Source organism: Sorangium sp. So ce836 (assembly GCF_028553905.1).
GTDB lineage: Bacteria > Myxococcota_A > Polyangia > Polyangiales > Polyangiaceae > Sorangium > Sorangium cellulosum_D.
This window is the reverse complement of record NZ_CP102233.1, coordinates 10,685,561-10,702,343: the sequence shown is the minus strand read 5'-3', so window position 1 is coordinate 10,702,343 and position 16,783 is coordinate 10,685,561. Positions and strand designations below refer to the sequence as shown.

Here is a 16,783-nt window from a genome sequence, read left to right as displayed (position 1 = left end):
GGAGGGCTGCATGAAGATCACGGTGACGAAGCTCTGGGCTCTTGCCTTGTCGATGGCCTTCGCGTGCGCGCCGGCGGCGTGCTTCGACAGCCACGTCGATCCGATCGTGGAAGTTCACCTGGCGACCTCCGTCGCGGGGGCTACCGAGGGGCCGTGGGCTGCCTGCGTCGTTTCCCCCGAGGACGAGAGCTCCTTCGCCCTCCCCCTCGTCTGTCCGGATCCCGGACCGGACGGCGAAGAGCGCGTGTGCTCGGCGGCGTACGTGGCCGAGAGACAAGAAGATGGATCGATGTGGTGCGACGTGGCGGCGGTCTGCATGTACGAGTGCGAGACGGCGGCGGACTGCCCGCAGCCGCAGAGCGGGACCGCCACGCCCGTGTGCAACTCGGTCTGCTCGTTGCCCTGCGACGAGGACACCACGTGCCCGAACGGTATGGAGTGCTGGCACCTGCGCCACGGGCCCGGTCTCGTCGACGAGCAGGGCTTCTGCATGTGGAAGTACGAATGTGACTGAAGGTCGCGATCGGCGAACCGGGTGCCGCGTCGCCTGAGATCCTCGCCGGCGGGCGCCGCTAGCCGCGCCGGCTGACCAGGATGCCGTGCCGCTCGCCGCCGGGCCTCCCCGCGGTGCCCGGGACGCTCGCGAACCGCAGCGTCGCGCCGCCCCAGTCGATCGACGGGCTCCCCTTGAGCAGCGACGCGTAGAGCGCGCTCGCCTGCGTCATCGGGCAGCCGAGCGCCTCGCGCAGGAACGTGAGCGACGCGCCCGTCGCGTAGCTCACGGGCGCCTGCCGGCCGTCCTCGCCGATCACGGTGACCTCGAAGACGTCGTCCTCGGCGCGCGCGGCGCGGTCCGGATCGGTCAGCGCGAGGTGCAGCGCCTCGATCGTGCCCCCGCCCGCGTCGAGCGTCACGTGGAGCTCGAGGAGCGGCGCCGTGTAGCGGACGATCCGCCGCGCGCCGCCGCCCTCCACCGGGACGGGCGGCGCCAGCGTCTCGCGGCGCCTGAGCTGCGCCTCGACGACGAGCGCCGACCGCGCGAGCTCCCGCTCCGTCTTGCCGAGCAGCCGGCGCGCGCGCATCTCGGCGAGCGCGCGTCTCAGCACCTCGCGGTTGCTCGCCGCCCGCTCGTGGCCCGGCTCGCGCGCGAGCAGCGCCTCGAGCTCGCGGAGCGCCTGCTCGTGCTCTCCGATCGACGCGAGCGCGTCGGCGAGCGTGAGCCGCGCGTCGGCGAACGCGGGCGCGCGCCGCACCGCCTCGCGGTACGCCGCGATCGCCGGCGCGATGTCCCGCCGCGCCTCGTGCGCGAGCCCGAGCGCGAAGGCCGCCCGCCCGTCGTCCGGCGCCGCCTCGCACGCCCGCGCGAGCCAGCGCGCCGCCTCGTCGTAGAGGCGCTCGTCGTAGAGCACGATCCCGAGCTCGCGCAGCACCCGCGGGTCGGGCGGATCGAGCGCGGCGCCCCGCCGGAGCTCGGCGGCCGCGTCGTCGAGCCGGCCGAGGCGGACCAGCGCGCGGGCGTAGGCGAGGCGCGCCTCGGCGTCGCCGCCGCCTCGCTCCACCGCGGCCGCGAGCGCCGGCGCCGCGTCCGCCCAGCGGCCCTCCGCCGAGTACGCCGCCCCGAGCGCGAGCCACGCCCCCGCGTCGTCCGGCGCGCCCGCGAGGTACCCCTCGAGCCCGGCGATGCCGCCGGCCATGTCTCCTCGGCTCAGCAGGTCGAGCGCGCGGGCGCGCTGCGCGTCGGGCGGCGTCATGGCGGCAGGGTACGCCGGCGCGACGAAGCGGGTCGAGCGCCGCCGGGGCGCGCGTCGCCGCGGGAGCGGCCCAGCCCGCGCGGCGGGCGCGCGGGCGTCAATACCCCGGCGGGAGATCGGCCGTCAGGCACGAGACGGTGTTCGGGGCCGCGCGCGACGACCACAGGGCGCCCGCCGGCTGCTCGCCGGAGAAGCGCACGCCCTCGCGCGGATCCCACGACGGCGCCTCGCCCGGGCGCAGGGAGTGCGTCCCGCTCTGATAGAACGCGATGATGTACGTGTGCCCCGCGACCCGGCAGCCGAGCCGGTCCGCGAGCGCCCGCGCGAACGCCTGGCCGGTGTGGCCGAACGCGCTGCAGCAGCGGAGCCACACGACGGCGTCGGGCCCCGCGAGCTCGGCCCGCAGGGCGTCGAGCGCCGCGTCGAGCGGCGAGCCCGGCCGGAGCGCGGCCTCGTCGAGCCGGCTCGCCCCGAGGCGCATGTACCCCCAGCCGCCGTGGCCCCAGGCCTGCAGCGACGCGATCTTCCTGCCGCGCTCGCGCGCCGTCCGCGCCGCCCACCCGAGCGCCTCGGCCCAGCTCGAGGCGGCGAGCCACGCGTCGGCCGCGCCCCGCATGCGGTGGAGGAGCGCCCCGGCGCGCCAGATCGGCGAGAGCCCGATCGTCGCGCCCACCGCCTCGCCCAGGACCGCGAGGTCCGCGGGCTCGGCGGCCGCGCCGCGCGCGAGGTCCGCGGCCTCGGCGGCCGCGCCGCGCGCGAGCTCCGCGCCGTCGCGCCGGCGGGGCGCGCCGCTCGCCCGCCGCGCGCGGCCCCACCCGACGTCGGTGTTATCGAAGAGGACGAGCCGCATCGAACCTCCCATTCTACGCGTTCCGAATGTACCGCGGCTCGCAGCCGCGGCCACGCGGTCGATTCCCCACCCGCACCCCGAGCGCCTCCCGACGGCGCACGCACGCCCCGGGCGCGCCCGGCGCGGCGAGCGCGAGGCCCGGGGCGGCGAGCGCGAGGCCGGCGCGGCGAGCGCGAGGCCGGCGCGGCGAGCGCGAGGCCGGCGCGGCGAGCGCGAGGCCGGCGCGGCGAGCGCGAGGCCGGCGCGGCGAGCGCGAGGCCGGCGCGGCGAGCGCGAGATCGACGGGAGGCGGTCGTCCCGTTCGCGGCGGGCGCAATCGCTAGTGATTTCCTCCCGCGCCCTCGGGTAGCCTGCCCGAACCGATGGGCCTGTCCGAAAACATCAGGTTTTATGCGGCCACCGACGTCGGCCGCATGCGGGACCACAACGAGGACAACTACCTCGTCGACAAGAAGCTCGCGCTCTTTGTGGTTGCCGACGGAATGGGCGGACACGCCGCGGGCGAGGTCGCGAGCGCGCTCGCCGTCCGCATCATCCACGAGGAGCTCAAGAAGGAGCGGGACCTCATCGAGAACCAGGCGCGCAGCAACGTGCGGCGCGCCGCGATGAAGGAGGTCCTCAGCCTGCTCGAGCACGCCGTCCAGCGCGCGTGCGCGCGGATCCACGAGGAGGCGAAGGCCGACGCGACGAAGCGCGGCATGGGCACGACGCTCTCCGCGCTCCTCATCGCCGGCTCGCACGGCTACATCGCCCACGTCGGCGACAGCCGCATCTACCTCCTCCGCGAGGGCCGCATCCAGCAGGTCACCGAGGACCACACCGTCTACAACGAGCTCATCAAGCGCGGGAAGCTCACGCGCGATCAGATCGAGAAGGTCGCGCAGAAGAACGCGATCACCCGCGCCGTCGGCGTGTACGAGCGCGTCGAGGTCGACACGCTCACGATCGAGGTGCTCCCGGGCGATCAGTTCCTCCTCGCGTCCGACGGGCTCCACGGGTACATCGCGCACACCGCCGAGCTCGAGCCGTTCTTCGAGGAGGAGAACGGCGAGGTCGCCGCGAACGGCCTCATCGATCTCGCGAACAGGAAGGGCGGCAAGGACAACATCACCGCCGTCCTCGTGCGGCTCGGCGCGGGCGATCACCGCGACAGCGTCCGCGCGCGGCTGCTCGCGCTGAAGCGCGACGTGCTCGCGAAGATGCCGCTCTTCGCGCGCCTCCACGAGCGCGAGATGCTCCGGGTCATGCAGGTCGCCGAGGTGCTCTCGTTCGAGCCCGGCCAGGTCGTGGTCCGCGAGGGCGATCGCGGCGACGAGCTGTTCATCGTGCTCTCGGGCCTCGTCCGGATCGTCCGCGGCGACGCCGTGCTGAGCGAGGTCGGCCCGGGCGAGCACTTCGGCGAGATGGCGCTCATCCGCAGCATGCCGCGCTCGGCCACCGTCTCGGCCGTCGAGCAGAGCGAGCTCATCGCCGTCCGCCGCGCCGACTTCTTCGAGATCCTCCGCAAGGAGCACGAGCTCGCGGTCAAGCTGCTCTGGCAGTTCCTCGGCGTGCTCGCCGACCGGCTCGACCAGACGTCGCGCGACCTGACCACCGCCCGCGAGGAGCTCGCCGCGGAGGACATCACGAACGAGATCTTCCCCGACAGCGAGGAGGGGAAGAGCCCGTTCTCCGCCGAGGAGCGCTCGTCCGCCCGCTGATCCCCGCCGCCGCGCCCCGGGCGAGCGATTCGCAGATTGACACCCTCCTACCCCGGCCGGTAGCGTCCGTCCGACGGATAACCATGAGCATGCACGGCAGAAGGTACTGCGAAGGCCATCTCGCTCGCGTCGCCATCGGCATGGCTGGGGGCTCGGCGTTCGCGTCGCTCGCCGTCGCTGCGGCGGCGGTCCTCGCGGCGTCCCCCGCGGCCGCGGACGAGCCGCGGAGCGCCACCGAGCCGCGGCTCATGATGGAGACCGGCGAGCTCACGAGCGTCGTCGACGCGTTCGACGAGGGCGACAACTTCGATCTGAACTTCAGCTTCGGCTTCGAGCACGCGTCGAAGACCGCCAAGATCCGCCGCGAGACGAACATCGCCGCGCCGGGCCTGTCGACGGGCGGCTACACGTCGAACATGCTCAACGTCGCGAGCTACAGCGAGGCGACCTCGAAGTTCAACATGCGCCTCGACGTCGGCCTCTACCGCGACCTGGCGCTCTACCTCCGGATGCCGCTCATCCTGAACCACTCGCGCGAGCTCACGGGTCTGGACGGCAGCGCCGACCACCAGAGCGTCGTGCTCGCGGGCGCTCCCGGGGAGCAGCTGTTCTCGCTGCCCTTCACGTCGCCGAACCGGAGCGGCATCGAGTACCTCGCCGTCGGCCTCGACGTGAACATCATGAACCAGGCGCGCGACCGGACGAAGCCGACCTGGCTGTTCGGCATCGAGGGGCGCTTCCCGGTGAGCGAGGCGATGCACGCCTGCACCGAGTCGCCGAAGAGCGGCCAGGTGAAGTGCGCCGACCCGACGGACATCAACCGGAACGGCGCGGCTGACGGCGGGCTCGAGGGGGGGCGGATCGCCCAGCGCGAGCCCGGCATCTCGCGCGGCACGATCGGCCTCGAGGTGCACACGTACCTGTCGAAGCGGATCAAGTACATCGAGCCGTACGGCGGGTTCAAGGCGCTGTTCGAGTTCCAGCAGGAGTCGAGCGACTACGGCCTCACCGACCTGAAGACGTCGCTGGTGAACCACCCGCCGCTCGTCGGCAACGTGATGCTCGGCGTGATGATCATCCCCTGGGAGAACCGCGAGAAGTTCACCGGGCTCACGCTCGACCTGCGCTTCACCGGCGAGTACCACTCCGAGGGGCGCGACTACTCGGAGCTGTTCGACGCGCTCGGCTCGAGCGACGCGCCCACGCTGCGGCAGCCGCAGTGGGCGTCGTTCCGCGAGAACGAGGCGTACAGCGTGGCCGCCTGCCGGAGCGGCGACCCGCGCGCGTGCGCGCCGTCGGTCATCGATCAGGGCTCGCAGCGGACGTACTTCACGGGGCTCAGCGACATCCAGCCGTTCGGCTCGTACCGCGCCTCGGCGAGCGTGACGTGGAGGGCGGCCGAGATCGTGAAGTTCCAGCTCGGCGCGGGCTTCCGCCACGATCAGGGGCACGGCATCGGCGGCGACCAGCCGTGCAACTCGCAGTACAAGGACAGCATCGGCGCGGCCGGGCCCTGCCGCCGCCAGAACAACGACGGGACCTTCACCGTCACCGGCAGCCCGAACCCCAACTACCGCCCGACCATCAACGCGGTCGGCCGCCGCTTCTACGTCAACGACAGCAACACGTTCGACATCTTCGCGAGCGGCACGTTCATGTTCTGATCGACGCCCCGAGCGGCGGTGGCACCGCGGCGCGCGCCGCCGGGGCCGAAGCATCGACGCCATGATCGACCCCCGGCACCTCCGCGGCCTGGCGAGCGCCCTGGCGCTCGTCGCGGCGTTCACCGCGGCGCTGCCGGCGTCGGCCGAGCCTGCGCGCGCCTCGCCGCCCGCGCGCGTCGGGCGTGTCGCGCAGGCCGCGCAGCGCGCGGGGTCCGCGCCCTCCGCGCAGCGCGCGGGCTCCGGGCAGCCTGCGCGGCCCGCGCGGGCGGCCGTGGTGCTCCCGACGGCGCTCGCGCCCGACGCCGCGGAGCGCGCCGCGCCGCTCGCCAGCGCGCTCGACGGGCTCCTCTCGGACACGGCGCAGGACCTCGGCCTGTCGGTCGATCTCGAAGGCCGCGCCGCCTCGCGATCGCCGGTCGACGAGGCCGAGCTCCTGGAGCGCGCGCGCTCGAGCGACCGGCTCTTCATCGCGCCGAGCCTCGACCTGCGCGGCGACGAGGTGGAGCTCCGGCTGGCGCTCGCGTCCGGCGGCGCGCGATCGCTGCGGGTGCGCGTGGAGCGCGTCGCGCGCGACGACGTCGCGGTGCGCGCCGCGGTGATGCTCCGCGATCTCGTGGCCGAGCTCGACGGCGCCGCCGCCGCGTCGCCCCCGCCGGGAGAGGAGGCGCCGTGCGCCGAGCGGTGCCGCGGGCGCCTCGCCACGCCGGCGCGCAGCCTGGGGAAGGCGACGCTCGCGGCCAACGCGACCCTCTACGGCGGCCTCGTCGGCTTCTCGATCCAGCGATCGAGCGGCTCGGACGATCCGCGCCTGCTCTACCCGCTGCTCGCGGTCGGGGCCGGCATCGGGCTCGGCGGGGCGATCATCATCGCCGAGGAGTGGGACGTCGGCGTGGCCGACGCGTGGTACCTCGGGTCCGGCACCTGGTGGCCGACGATCGCGGGCCACCTCATCTACCAGGGCCGCTTCGCGGAGCACGCCGAGGAGCCGATCGAGGAGCGCTGGGCCGCCGGGCTCATCGGGGGGGCCGCCGGGATCACGCTCGCCGCGATGGGGCTCTCGCTGGGCCGCATGTCCGACGGCGGCGCGCTGCTCGCGCAGTCGGGCGGCGGGCTCGGGCTCATGCTGGGCGGGCTCGTCGAGTGGGCGGCGCGGGGCGACGTGCAGCGCACGCCGATCGCGGGGATGGGCTACGGCGCGGCGCTCGGCTGGCTGGCAGCGGCCGCGGCGGCGACCCAGCTCGACGTCACGGCGTCGGAGGTCCTGACGGTCGACGTGGGCGCGCTGCTCGGCGGCCTCGGCGCCGCCGCGCTCGCCAGCCCGCTCGTCTTCGACGCCCCGACCGAGGCCCAGCAGCGGGCGTGGGTCGGCGCCACCGCCGGCGGGTTCCTGCTGGGGGCGGGCGTCGCGTGGTGCGTGACGCGCCCGGCCGCGGCGGGCGCCCGCAGCGCCGGCCCCTCGTGGAACCGGTTCGGCCTGCCCATGCTGGGAGTGATAGGAGAGAGCGTGGTCGGGAGCCGGCGAGCGCCCGCGCTCGGCCTCGGGTGGCAGGGGGCGATTCCGTAGGAGCTATGAAGATCACGATCACCGAGCTGGATGCAGGGACGCGCCTCGACAAGCTGCTCGTGCAGCTGTTGCCCGGGCTGGGACGGGCGGGCGCGAAGCGGCTGTTCTCCGAGGGGCGCGTGCGCGTGCTCGGCGTGGGGAAGAGCGGCGCCGGCCGGCGCGCGTCGAAGGGCGACGTGGCGGCGGCGGGCGAGGTGCTGGAGGTCGACGTCGAGCCGACCGAGGCCTCCGGGGCGGCGACGCCGGATCCTGGCGCGCCGCTCGACGTGGTGCTCGAGCGCGACGACGTCGTCGTGGTGAACAAGCCCGCCGGGGTGCCGACGGCGCCGCTCGATCCCGGCGAGCGCGGGACGCTCGCGAACGCCCTCGTGGCGCGGTACCCCGAGATGGCGGCGATCGGCTTCTCCCCGCGGGAGCCTGGGCTGTGCCACCGGCTGGACACGGACACGAGCGGCCTCGTGCTCGCGGCGCGCACGCCCGCGGCGTTCGCGGCGCTCGTCGCCGGGCTGAAGGAGGGGCGGCTCGACAAGCGCTACCTGCTGATCTGCCAGATCGGCGATCTGCCGGAGATGGGCTCGATCGAGGTGCCGCTCGCGCCGCACCCGAAGGACAAGAAGCGGGTCTACCCGTGCATCCACCCGCGCGACGTGGCGCGCTACGCGCCGCGGCCGGCGGCGACGATGTACAAGCGCGTGCGGCAGGTGGAGCTCTGGGAGCTCGTCGAGGCGCGCGCCCCGCGGGCGCTGCGGCACCAGATCCGGGCGCACTTCGCGTCGGTGGGGCACCCCTTGGCCGGCGACGCGCTCTACGGCGGGCCCGCGGTGGAGGCGCTGAGCCGCCACGCGCTGCACGCGCACTACATCGGGTGGGGCGGCAGCGACGCGGTGCCCGCGTTCGTGGTGACGTCGCCGCTGCCCGCGGACATGGCGGCGCTGGTCGGCGAGGCCTGAGCCGGGCGCCGCGGCGCGGGCGCGCGCCCTCCTCCACGCGCGCCGGGTCGCCGCGGCGCGGGCGCGCCGGGGCGGCTCAGGGCGCGCTCGCCTCGACGACGTGGCCGTTCACGTCGCGCGCCCGCGCCGTGATCCGGAGATCGTCCGCCGACGCCGTCCCGTCGAGGTTGCTGAAGCGGAACGCGACGACGTACGCCGAGGACTGCGCGTTGAACTTCGCCGGCTCGATCCGGATGCCCCCGAGGCTCTGCTCGTCGATGATCGCGGCGTCTCCCTCCGCGGTGTACTGGCGATTCCACTCGTCGTAGTTGAACACCCGCTCCTCGATGACCTCTCCGGTCGAGCGGCGCTCCGTCGCGGCGGCGACCTCGATGAGGCCTGGCGCGATGCCGGGCAGGGTGACCTCGACCTCGGCCGTGACGCTCGAGGTGGAGTCCTTGTCGGTGCGGCGCACGGCGAGCGCCGGCGGCAGACCGGCCGGCGCCGGGAGGAAGCGGAGCGGGTGCACGCAATTCACCTTTGCGGTCCCTCCGTCGCGGATCTCGAAGTGCAGGTGGGGGAACAGGCTGCTCGCGGCGAGGCCGGTGTAGCCGATGTGCTCTCCGCGCCCCACCCGATCGCCGGTCTCGACGAGCGGCATCGCCAGGTGGATGTAGGTGCTGTAGAAGCACGCGCCCGGCGCGTCGCAGTGCGCGATCTGCACCACGACGTCCTCGAAATCGTCGTAGCGGCCCGCGCGCGTCACCTTTCCGTCGGCGACCGCGTACACCGGGGTGCCCATGGGGGTGGGGATGTCGATGCCTCGATGAAAGTCGTAGACGCCGTCGCGCGACGCCTGGAGGCGGGGCCCGAAGCTCGACGACATCGGCTGGATCTCGTCCGTCCCCCCGATCGGCCACACGAGATCAGGGCCCTCCGGGTCCGAGCCGCAGCCGGCCAGGGCCGCGGCGAGGGCCAGCACCGGAGCGAGACACGACGATTTCCGCGATGGCTTCATGAGGGCGAGTCCGTGGCGCGCGAGCGCAGGGCAGGGGTCGAGCCCACGGCGGAGCGCCGCGCGCTCATGCTATCCAAGCAGAGCACGGAAGTCGAGGCGACCCCCGCGCGCCTGCCCGGGTCGAGCGCGGTCCCGAGCTCCCGCCCCGCCCCGCGCCGCCGCGGCGGCGGCCTCAGGGCGTCGCCGGGGCCAGCGCGTACGACCGGTGCGTCATCGTCACGCCGAGGCTCGTGAGCGCCGGATTCACGGCGGTGCAGCGCGCGAAGCCCCAGTTGTTCGGCGTGGGGAGCGCGAACCCGAGCGACGCGTCGGCGACCGTGCCCTCCCACTCGATGAGCGACACGTCGTCGAGGAACGCGGCGGCCTCGCCGCTCGCCGGCGAGCCCGCCCGGAAATAGAACCGCACGGAGCCCGCGTTCGACGGCGGGGTGAGATCGACCGTGAACCGCTGCCAGTCGTAGGTGCCGGCCGCGCGCGTGAGCACGACGCTGTTCGACACGCTCGCCCCGCCGCTCGTGTACCAGTAGACCTGCACGCGCACCTGACCGGCGTTGTCGCCTTTCAGGAACCCGGTCAAGGTCAGCTTGCGGCCGGGGTCGAACTTGACGCGGTTGTTCATGTACGTCGAGACCTCGGTGGTGCTGCTCGACTTGCGCAGGAACACCATCGCGCCGGTCCCGCCGTGGACGACGCTGTTCTGGATGTAGCGGAATTCGCTCATCGACCACATCGAGCCTTCGTGGAAGGCGTCGTCGACGTCGCCGTCCTCGAAGTCGCCGTAGAGCATGATCTCCCGGCCGTAATCGCAGCTCGCGGCGGCGCTCGTCTGCAGGGCGGCGAGCGAGTCCGCTTCGTCCGACCGAAGGTGCTCGATGGGCCCCGTGGCGCGGCTCGTGAGCGGCACGATCCGCGTCTCGACGTGCTCGCTCGTCGTGTACTGCGACGGATCGCTCACCGCGGCGGCCCGCGGGCCGCTCGCGAACACGACCGCCCCGGTCAGGCCGTCCGCCGCCTCGCCGGACGACGGCGCCGCCGGCAGCGTCGTGGAGAGGTGGCCGATGTGGCGGATCGCCCGCCCGAGCCACGCGCCGCCCACGAGCTTCGGGACGTAGTCCTCGTTCTGGAACGGGATGAGCTGGACGCGGTGCACCGCGCGGTTGCCGCTCGAGTCCTCGTCGATGTCGATCGCGGCGAGGTACGACTGGTACGTCTCGAAGACGTCCTGATCGAAGACCATGTTGCCGAGCGACATGAGGACGAAGCGGGGCCCGGCGCCGGCGTCGTACAGCCCGACGCCGTGGATCGTGTGCGGATGGTGCGCCACGACCATGCCGGCGCCCTTCTGGACGAGCTGGACGAACCGCCGCCGCATGCCGGACGACGGATAATCGCTGTACTCGATGCCCCCGTGCACCACCGGGATGCCGAAGCGCCCGACCGCGTCCTCCGCCATGAAGTCGCTGATCTCCGCGAGGCTGAGCTCGAGCGCGCCGGCCTTGGGCGGGGGCCCGTCGGAGGCGGTGAGCGTGTACGCCGCGTCCGTCGACCCGTCGTTGACGAGCTGGTTGAACCCCTGGAAGGCCATGTCGACGCCGCGGATGGTCCGGTAGAGCACGGTGCCCTTCGCCGTCGTCTTGTCCGGTCCGGCGCCGAACCAGTCGAGGCCGGCGTTCGGCACGTGGATGAGCGTGTCGGCGACGCCCCCCTCCATGTAATCGAACATGTGGTTGTTGCCGAGGCTCACGGCGTCCACGCCGGAGAGCGCGAGCGCCCGGGCCGTCTCGGGGTAGGAGAAGAACGTGAACGACTTGTACGGGTGGGGCGTCGCCGGGTTGGCCGTGACGGGGGACTCCAGGTTCACCTGCGTGTAGTCGGCCGACGAGAGGACGTCGCGCAGGAAGGAGAGGACGGCGAGCGCGTCCGCCTCCCGGGTGCCCGGGCGGATCAGGTCGCCGGCCTCCCCCTCGACCCCGTTGGCGTCGCTGTCGACGAAGCGCCGCCCGAACATCGTGTCGCCTCCGACGAGGAGCCGCGCGCGGCCCGCGCGCTGCTCGGTCAGCACGACGCGGCCGACCGCGGCGGAGGCCGCGGCGAGCGGCCGGTGCAGGTCGGCGGGGACGATCTCGGTAGAGTACCCGTCCACCTCGACGCGCAGCAGCACCGAGCGCCGCGCGAGCGCCGCCAGGGTGAACGCGCCCGCCGCGTCGGTGAACGCGAGCTCGCCGTCGTTGACCGCGCCGCTCCCCCAGCCGATGGCCGTCACCTCCGCCCCCGCGATCGGCGACCCCGCCTCGTCGACGACGACGCCGGTGACGTCGATGGGCGTCGCCGCGTAGGTCGCGTCGAACGCCGCCTCGGTCGCGTCGAAGCGGTAAGCCGCCGCCGCCTCGCCCCCGGGGAGCGACGCGCAGAGCGCGGCGCACGCGGACAGCGAAGAGAGAGTGAATGTGGGGATGACGCGCCTTCTTGCCATGATCGCTCCCGGTCTGCGCGGGTCCTGTCCGAGGACGGCCGACATCAAAAGAGGACGACGACGCCAGAGCAGAGCTCCGCCGGGCCGGTCACCCACGTACAAAAATGCCGTGCGACCAGAACACCAGCGTTTCTCTCCCGGCCTCAAAGGGTCGCGAGCGTCGACTGACCGCTCGGCCTTCGCCGCAGAGGCGGCGAGAGCGCCGACCCATGCATGATTCGATCCGTATCAGCGCCGGCGTTGGAGACAAAGACGATTATTGCGAGACTATCATGCTTGGGTCGGCGTTCGCTATGGGATCGAGTGGAGCGGCCTGCGATTTGTTGTCTTGTCGGTCTGGCAAGGTGTTCCTGCGCGTAAGGCGTGCGCATGGAAGGCGCGCTGTGGCGGTGCGCGCATGTGTCGCATAGGGGCGTACCGCCGTGGGCCGGCAGCGCGCGCGTGCAGCGCACGGAGCGGCGCCGTCTTTGGCGGCGCCGTTCATCGCGGCTGGCCATCAGGGCGCTTCCTGCACGCCTCGTTGCACGGGCGCTGTCCTGCTAGGGTGTGCGTCTCTCGCGCTGACGCCCAAACACAGCGTCGGCTGCAGCATCATCCATGCGCTTCAGCTCGCGTTCGATCCGCTCGGCGAGCTCAGCGAACTCGGAGCGCACGAGCGCCGCGTCGGCGCGGCGCGCGGCCTCCTCGTCGGAGAGCGGCAGGATGCCTTCGTGATCGAACGCGCGCACGATGCTGTCGAGCACACTGCCGAACGCCCCGATGCACCGATCGGTGCCGCGGTCGATCTCGGTCATCGTGGCGTCGGTGCTCCCGAGCGCCTGGAGGGCCTCGGTGGCTCCGAGGACGGATTGGATCGAGGTGTCGACCTTGGCGGAGAGCTTGATCTTCTTCGATTTCAGCGCCTCCCGGTGGGCGGCGAGCTTGGTCCCTGCGACGATACACCCGCTCGGCGGGAGCCGGCGGGCGAGAAAGGCGGCTTTCCTCATGAGGCCTTGTTATCGCGGTCTCGGAGGCAGGGCCAGGCGATGGCCGGATTCCGGCGCACACCGGCGGCGGTCCCCCCACCGGGCGGAACGTGTCGGCGGCGGTCCCCCCACCGGGCGGAACGTGTCGGCGGCGGTCCCCCCACCGGGCGGAACGTGTCGGCGAGCGCGCTCGCTGCACCCTGGCGCCGCAGGTCAGAAATCCCGCCAGGATTCCTGAGACGATGCGGCGGGCGAGGATGAAACTTCAATAATTTCAGATGCTTGCAGCTGATCCGTAGCGGGGCGAGCCGCCGGCTTGGCCCAACGCGGGCCCAACGCGGCGCCGGTAGCCGTCGCGTTGCCCCCTGCGGACTGGCCGGCGTCGTCATCCACCGCGCTGGGCGCTCCGTCGGGCAGCGCGCGGACAAGGGACGCGTCGTAGCTCGGCGACGACGAGCGCGCCTCCAGTCCTGCGGACGTGGGAGCACCTCCACCTGCAGGGCCGCCCTTGCCGTTCAGCTCGGGGATCGCCTCGTCCAAAGGCGCGAAGTCCCCCAAGCCGAGCTCAGCGACCTTGCGCGCTGCGCGCTTGTAGCTGTGAATCTGACGGCTCGACTTGTGTCCGGTCCGATCGGAGATCCACGTCTCCGTGCGGCCGTTCGCGAGCTTGATCGTGATGAAGGTCGCACGGGTGTCGTGCAAACGTATGTTCAGCCTCGATTGCGTGGTCTCGAACAGCTCAGCCCGCTCGATACCAGCGCGGCGCAGGTGATTCCGAAAGTTCTTCGCTCCACTGCGGCCTGGCAGGGGACCGTTCGGCCCGATGAAGACACGCTCCTTCGGCGGGCATATCGCGAAATAGGACCGAAGCGCGCGCACGACATCGGGTGAGAGTGCCCAGGCGCGTGGGTCATCCGTCTTGTTCTCGTCGAGCACCACGGCGCCGCGATCGAGATCGAGATCGGACGGCTCCAGCCTTCCCGCCTCGTCTGCCCGCATCCCCTCGCGGATCAGGAAGCCATAGTAGATCCGATAGGACAGTGGAATGTCCACCGCCGCCATGAGACGCCTATCCTCGTCGGGATAGAGTGAGCCCTTGGCCTTGTTGTCGTCCGCTTTGGGGATCCAGCCACGCGGCAGCGGATTGTTCGCGATGATCCGCGCCGGATAGGTCGCGAGCGCGAGTATCCTGTGGATGAACTTTGCGATGCCTTGACGCGACGAAGCCTCAAGGTGCGCCGGCAGCATGGAGATTGCCCGATCCGCGTGATCGAGTGTCAAACGAGGGAGAGGAATGGGACCGAGCACATCCAGAACATGATTCAGCTTGTGCCGGTATGGTTCGGGACGACGGAGCGCTTTCACATGAAGCGGGTACTGCTCGGCGAGCCTTCCAGAAACAACCAACTCGGCGAACTCCGCGAAGGTGATTTCCCCGGACGGGCGAGCACGCGCTTCGCCTTTGCAGAGTTGCTCGATGGCAAGCCGGACGTCATGAAGTGCGCGCCCCTCGCGCGCGGCCGCCTGCTCCAGCAACGGCAGGCCGAGCACGATCTGGCCGGCTGCGAGCAGGCGGCCGGCGAGGTCGGCCAGCACCTCCAGGCGCGCGTTGGCTTCCTGCTCGGTCCGGCACGTCGGCAAGCTGAACGTCGGTCGACCGGCCTCGCCGAGGCTGAGGCGTGCGGTCCACGTCTTCCCGCGCAGCCGGACGGACCCGGAGCCGTTGGCCCGCTTGTCTCCTGCCGGCCTGCTGGGAGCACGGGCGCCCAGCTTCGGGCGCTCCGTCGTGCTCGCAGCGCCCGGCGAGGTGGCGACGGGTGCAACTACCAGCGCCGTCGGAGCGGGGCGTCCGCCGGAGCGGCTCGAACGCGAACGCCGGTCGGTCGATGCGGGGGCAGGAAGGGATGAGGTGGTGAACGAAGCCGAGCGCTTGGCGCGCGCCCGTCGCTGGGGTACGTCGGTCATGGATCGGTCTCCGGTGATTCGGGGGTCGATCAAGGGCCCGTCCGGCGTTGGTAGCGCCGAGCGGGCCCGCTCTACTTCGGCGGCAGCCTAGCACGGCTTGTCGGTGCGCGAGGAGCGCTCGCCCGGCCGGTGCGGGGACACGGGACCGGTTCGAGGCCGGCGGAGGCCAGCACGGCGGCAACCCGCGTGCGCTCATCGGCCTCTGTCGTGCGACGCGAGGCCGGCTCACTGGCCAGCGATCGCAGGTAGGCAACGAATGCCTCGCGCTGGACCAAGCGCAACTTGCCGAGTTTTGTGATCAGCAGGGGAAAGCCTGGCGCGCGGATCGTGTCGAGGAAGATGCGCGCCGGGATGCCGGTGACCGCCTCGACGTTCTTCTGCGAGAGCATCTCCGGCTGCGGCGCCGTGATCGTGAGCCCGTCCAGCGGGATCGCGAGCGTCGCGGTTGCCGTCGCGGTCGCTGGTCGGTCGATCACCTTCGGGCTGGACCACCCACCTGCGGGCGTCTCCAGGCTTTCTCCGTCGATGGCGCGCACGCCGTTGTCAGCAAGACGAAGAGCAAGCGGTGCCGACACACGCGCGAGAGCCGCTCGTGTCATGCCATACCTCCATCCGTGTTGGGTTCGTGCGCAACCGTGACCGACGCGGCTGCAAGGTGCCCGAAAAGGTATCTCAGCCGAAGGTATCTCTTCACGAGATACCTTCGGTACGCGCCTGGGGAAAATCACGTCGTGTCGCGGGGTTAGGTGTTCTGGGAGGCCCCCAAGAGGGGCCGAAAACGGGGGGAGCGAAGGGGTCGATTTTGTATCTCTGCGCGACCCGTCGGCACCGCCCGGCGAAGCGCCGCCGAGACGTGCACCGGGACCGGCTGCGATCGCGGGCGTGGCCGGTCGTGGCGGTGGGGCTCATCGGCGGCATCACATCTTCACCATCGCAACCATCGCACATCGGCACACGCTGCCAACGGAACTGCGTCGCGTGGGGGTCGATCAAGGGCTCGTCCGGCGAGCCACCGCCGAGCAAGCCCGTTCTACTTCGGCGGCAGCCGACCACGGCTCGCAGTTCCTGGAGGAGCGCAGGGGCGGCGTGAACATGTGCGCGGAACCGCCTCGAGGCCGGCAGCCGCCAGCACGGCAGCAACCCGCGTGCGCTCATCCCCCTCTGCGTCACGGCGCGAGGCAGGGGCAGTGGCCAGCGCCTGGAGGTGGGAGACGAACGCCTCCCGCTGAACCAGGCGCAGCTTGCCGAGCTTCGTGACCGGCAACGGGAAGCCCGGCGCGCGGATCGTGTCGAGGAAGACGCGCGCCGGGATGCCGGTGACCGCCTCGACGTTCTTCTGCGAGAGCATCTCTGGCTGCGGCGCTGAGATCGTGAGCCCGTCCAGCGGGATCGCGAGCGTCGCAGTGGCGGTGGGGTTGAACGTGCTGGGGCGCTGCGATCCGCCGACGGGCCGCTCCAGGACCATTCTCTCGGTCGCTTGCATGCCGCTGTCCGCCTGAAGCAGAGCAAGCGGTGCCGATACACGCGCGAGAGCCGCTTGTGCCATTCCATACCTCCATCCGTATTGGGTTCGCGAGCAACCGTGACCGACGCTGCCGGAAGGAGCCCGAAAAGGTAGTTCTGCGCCTCAGGTAGTTCGACTCGAACTACCAGGAGACGCGCCTGAGAAAAACACCATGTCGCATCGCGGGGTTGGGTGTTCCGAGAGGTGCCGCTGAGGGGCTGAAAAAGGGGGGGGAGCGAAGGGGACAATTTGGTAGTTCTGCGCGCTCTGTCGGCGCCGCGCATGGACGCGACACAGAGGGGGGCGCCACGGTAGGCGCGTCGCCCAGAACGCGACCAGCGTCCGCGCGTCGGGCCAGCCATGAGCAGCAGGATTTCGTCGCGATGCGTCCGAGGCGCTC

13 protein-coding genes are annotated in these 16,783 nt (G+C 72.2%); 5 read left to right on the top strand and 8 right to left on the bottom strand.

Going from position 1 to position 16,783, the window contains the following annotated elements:
* The first annotated feature begins 10 nt into the window (after positions 1-10).
* The gene (locus tag NQZ70_RS39055; RefSeq protein ID WP_129578770.1) at positions 11-514 is read left to right on the top strand and encodes a hypothetical protein; all 504 of its coding nucleotides are present in this window, start codon (positions 11-13) and stop codon (positions 512-514) included.
* A 58-nt stretch (positions 515-572) separates the two neighbouring features.
* On the opposite strand, the gene NQZ70_RS39050 is transcribed toward NQZ70_RS39055, so the two are convergent.
* Positions 573-1,751 (bottom strand): tetratricopeptide repeat protein, encoded by a 1,179-nt coding sequence (locus tag NQZ70_RS39050; protein ID WP_129578769.1) that lies wholly within the window; start codon positions 1,749-1,751, stop codon positions 573-575.
* 97 nt (positions 1,752-1,848) lie between these two features.
* Entirely contained in the window at positions 1,849-2,601 is a 753-nt protein-coding gene (locus NQZ70_RS39045; RefSeq protein ID WP_237244435.1) for a hypothetical protein, read from the bottom strand.
* A 362-nt stretch (positions 2,602-2,963) separates the two neighbouring features.
* On the opposite strand from NQZ70_RS39045, the gene NQZ70_RS39040 reads away from it, so the two are divergent.
* The 4 genes from NQZ70_RS39040 to NQZ70_RS39025 all read left to right on the top strand — a co-directional run bounded on the left by NQZ70_RS39040 (position 2,964) and on the right by NQZ70_RS39025 (position 8,479).
* A complete protein-coding gene (locus NQZ70_RS39040) occupies positions 2,964-4,301 on the top strand; it encodes a Stp1/IreP family PP2C-type Ser/Thr phosphatase (protein WP_129578767.1) in 1,338 nt (445 codons plus the stop codon).
* Between the two features lie 89 nt (positions 4,302-4,390).
* The gene (locus NQZ70_RS39035) at positions 4,391-5,965 is read left to right on the top strand and encodes a hypothetical protein (protein WP_129578766.1); all 1,575 of its coding nucleotides are present in this window, start codon (positions 4,391-4,393) and stop codon (positions 5,963-5,965) included.
* A 61-nt stretch (positions 5,966-6,026) separates the two neighbouring features.
* Positions 6,027-7,529: a hypothetical protein gene (locus tag NQZ70_RS39030; protein ID WP_129578765.1), complete on the top strand. Its 1,503-nt coding sequence runs from the start codon at positions 6,027-6,029 to the stop codon at positions 7,527-7,529.
* A 5-nt stretch (positions 7,530-7,534) separates the two neighbouring features.
* Complete coding sequence (locus NQZ70_RS39025; RefSeq protein ID WP_129578764.1) at positions 7,535-8,479, top strand: RluA family pseudouridine synthase; 945 nt, start codon at positions 7,535-7,537, stop codon at positions 8,477-8,479.
* A 76-nt stretch (positions 8,480-8,555) separates the two neighbouring features.
* Here the strand turns inward: NQZ70_RS39025 and NQZ70_RS39020 are convergent, their stop codons facing one another.
* From NQZ70_RS39020 to NQZ70_RS38995, 6 genes are all read right to left on the bottom strand, one after another.
* Positions 8,556-9,476, bottom strand: coding sequence for a M23 family metallopeptidase (locus tag NQZ70_RS39020; protein WP_129578763.1), 921 nt, complete (start codon positions 9,474-9,476; stop codon positions 8,556-8,558).
* A 172-nt stretch (positions 9,477-9,648) separates the two neighbouring features.
* Entirely contained in the window at positions 9,649-11,949 is a 2,301-nt protein-coding gene (locus NQZ70_RS39015; RefSeq protein WP_237244434.1) for a CapA family protein, read from the bottom strand.
* Between the two features lie 539 nt (positions 11,950-12,488).
* Positions 12,489-12,935 carry a hypothetical protein gene (locus tag NQZ70_RS39010; protein WP_237244433.1) on the bottom strand — a complete coding sequence of 149 codons (447 nt, stop codon included), beginning with the start codon at positions 12,933-12,935 and terminating at the stop codon, positions 12,489-12,491.
* Between the two features lie 192 nt (positions 12,936-13,127).
* Positions 13,128-14,879: a tyrosine-type recombinase/integrase gene (locus NQZ70_RS39005; RefSeq protein WP_237244432.1), complete on the bottom strand. Its 1,752-nt coding sequence runs from the start codon at positions 14,877-14,879 to the stop codon at positions 13,128-13,130.
* 71 nt (positions 14,880-14,950) lie between these two features.
* Positions 14,951-15,478: a hypothetical protein gene (locus tag NQZ70_RS39000; protein WP_237244431.1), complete on the bottom strand. Its 528-nt coding sequence runs from the start codon at positions 15,476-15,478 to the stop codon at positions 14,951-14,953.
* 431 nt (positions 15,479-15,909) lie between these two features.
* Positions 15,910-16,362: a hypothetical protein gene (locus NQZ70_RS38995; RefSeq protein ID WP_129578761.1), complete on the bottom strand. Its 453-nt coding sequence runs from the start codon at positions 16,360-16,362 to the stop codon at positions 15,910-15,912.
* Positions 16,363-16,783: the final 421 nt, after the last annotated feature.

Excerpts from the sequence above, each read along its gene's own strand:
- NQZ70_RS39000 (WP_237244431.1), bottom strand. The coding sequence starts at position 15,478 with ATGACACGAGCGGCTCTCGCGCGTGTGTCGGCACCGCTTGCTCTTCGT.
- NQZ70_RS39025 (WP_129578764.1), top strand. The coding sequence starts at position 7,535 with ATGAAGATCACGATCACCGAGCTGGATGCAGGGACGCGCCTCGACAAG.
- NQZ70_RS39050 (WP_129578769.1), bottom strand. The coding sequence starts at position 1,751 with ATGACGCCGCCCGACGCGCAGCGCGCCCGCGCGCTCGACCTGCTGAGC.
- NQZ70_RS39020 (WP_129578763.1), bottom strand. The coding sequence starts at position 9,476 with ATGAAGCCATCGCGGAAATCGTCGTGTCTCGCTCCGGTGCTGGCCCTC.
- NQZ70_RS39015 (WP_237244434.1), bottom strand. The coding sequence starts at position 11,949 with ATGGCAAGAAGGCGCGTCATCCCCACATTCACTCTCTCTTCGCTGTCC.
- NQZ70_RS39010 (WP_237244433.1), bottom strand. The coding sequence starts at position 12,935 with ATGAGGAAAGCCGCCTTTCTCGCCCGCCGGCTCCCGCCGAGCGGGTGT.
- NQZ70_RS39045 (WP_237244435.1), bottom strand. The coding sequence starts at position 2,601 with ATGCGGCTCGTCCTCTTCGATAACACCGACGTCGGGTGGGGCCGCGCG.
- NQZ70_RS39005 (WP_237244432.1), bottom strand. The coding sequence starts at position 14,879 with ATGACCGACGTACCCCAGCGACGGGCGCGCGCCAAGCGCTCGGCTTCG.
- NQZ70_RS39040 (WP_129578767.1), top strand. The coding sequence starts at position 2,964 with ATGGGCCTGTCCGAAAACATCAGGTTTTATGCGGCCACCGACGTCGGC.
- NQZ70_RS39030 (WP_129578765.1), top strand. The coding sequence starts at position 6,027 with ATGATCGACCCCCGGCACCTCCGCGGCCTGGCGAGCGCCCTGGCGCTC.
- NQZ70_RS39035 (WP_129578766.1), top strand. The coding sequence starts at position 4,391 with ATGCACGGCAGAAGGTACTGCGAAGGCCATCTCGCTCGCGTCGCCATC.
- NQZ70_RS38995 (WP_129578761.1), bottom strand. The coding sequence starts at position 16,362 with ATGCAAGCGACCGAGAGAATGGTCCTGGAGCGGCCCGTCGGCGGATCG.
- NQZ70_RS39055 (WP_129578770.1), top strand. The coding sequence starts at position 11 with ATGAAGATCACGGTGACGAAGCTCTGGGCTCTTGCCTTGTCGATGGCC.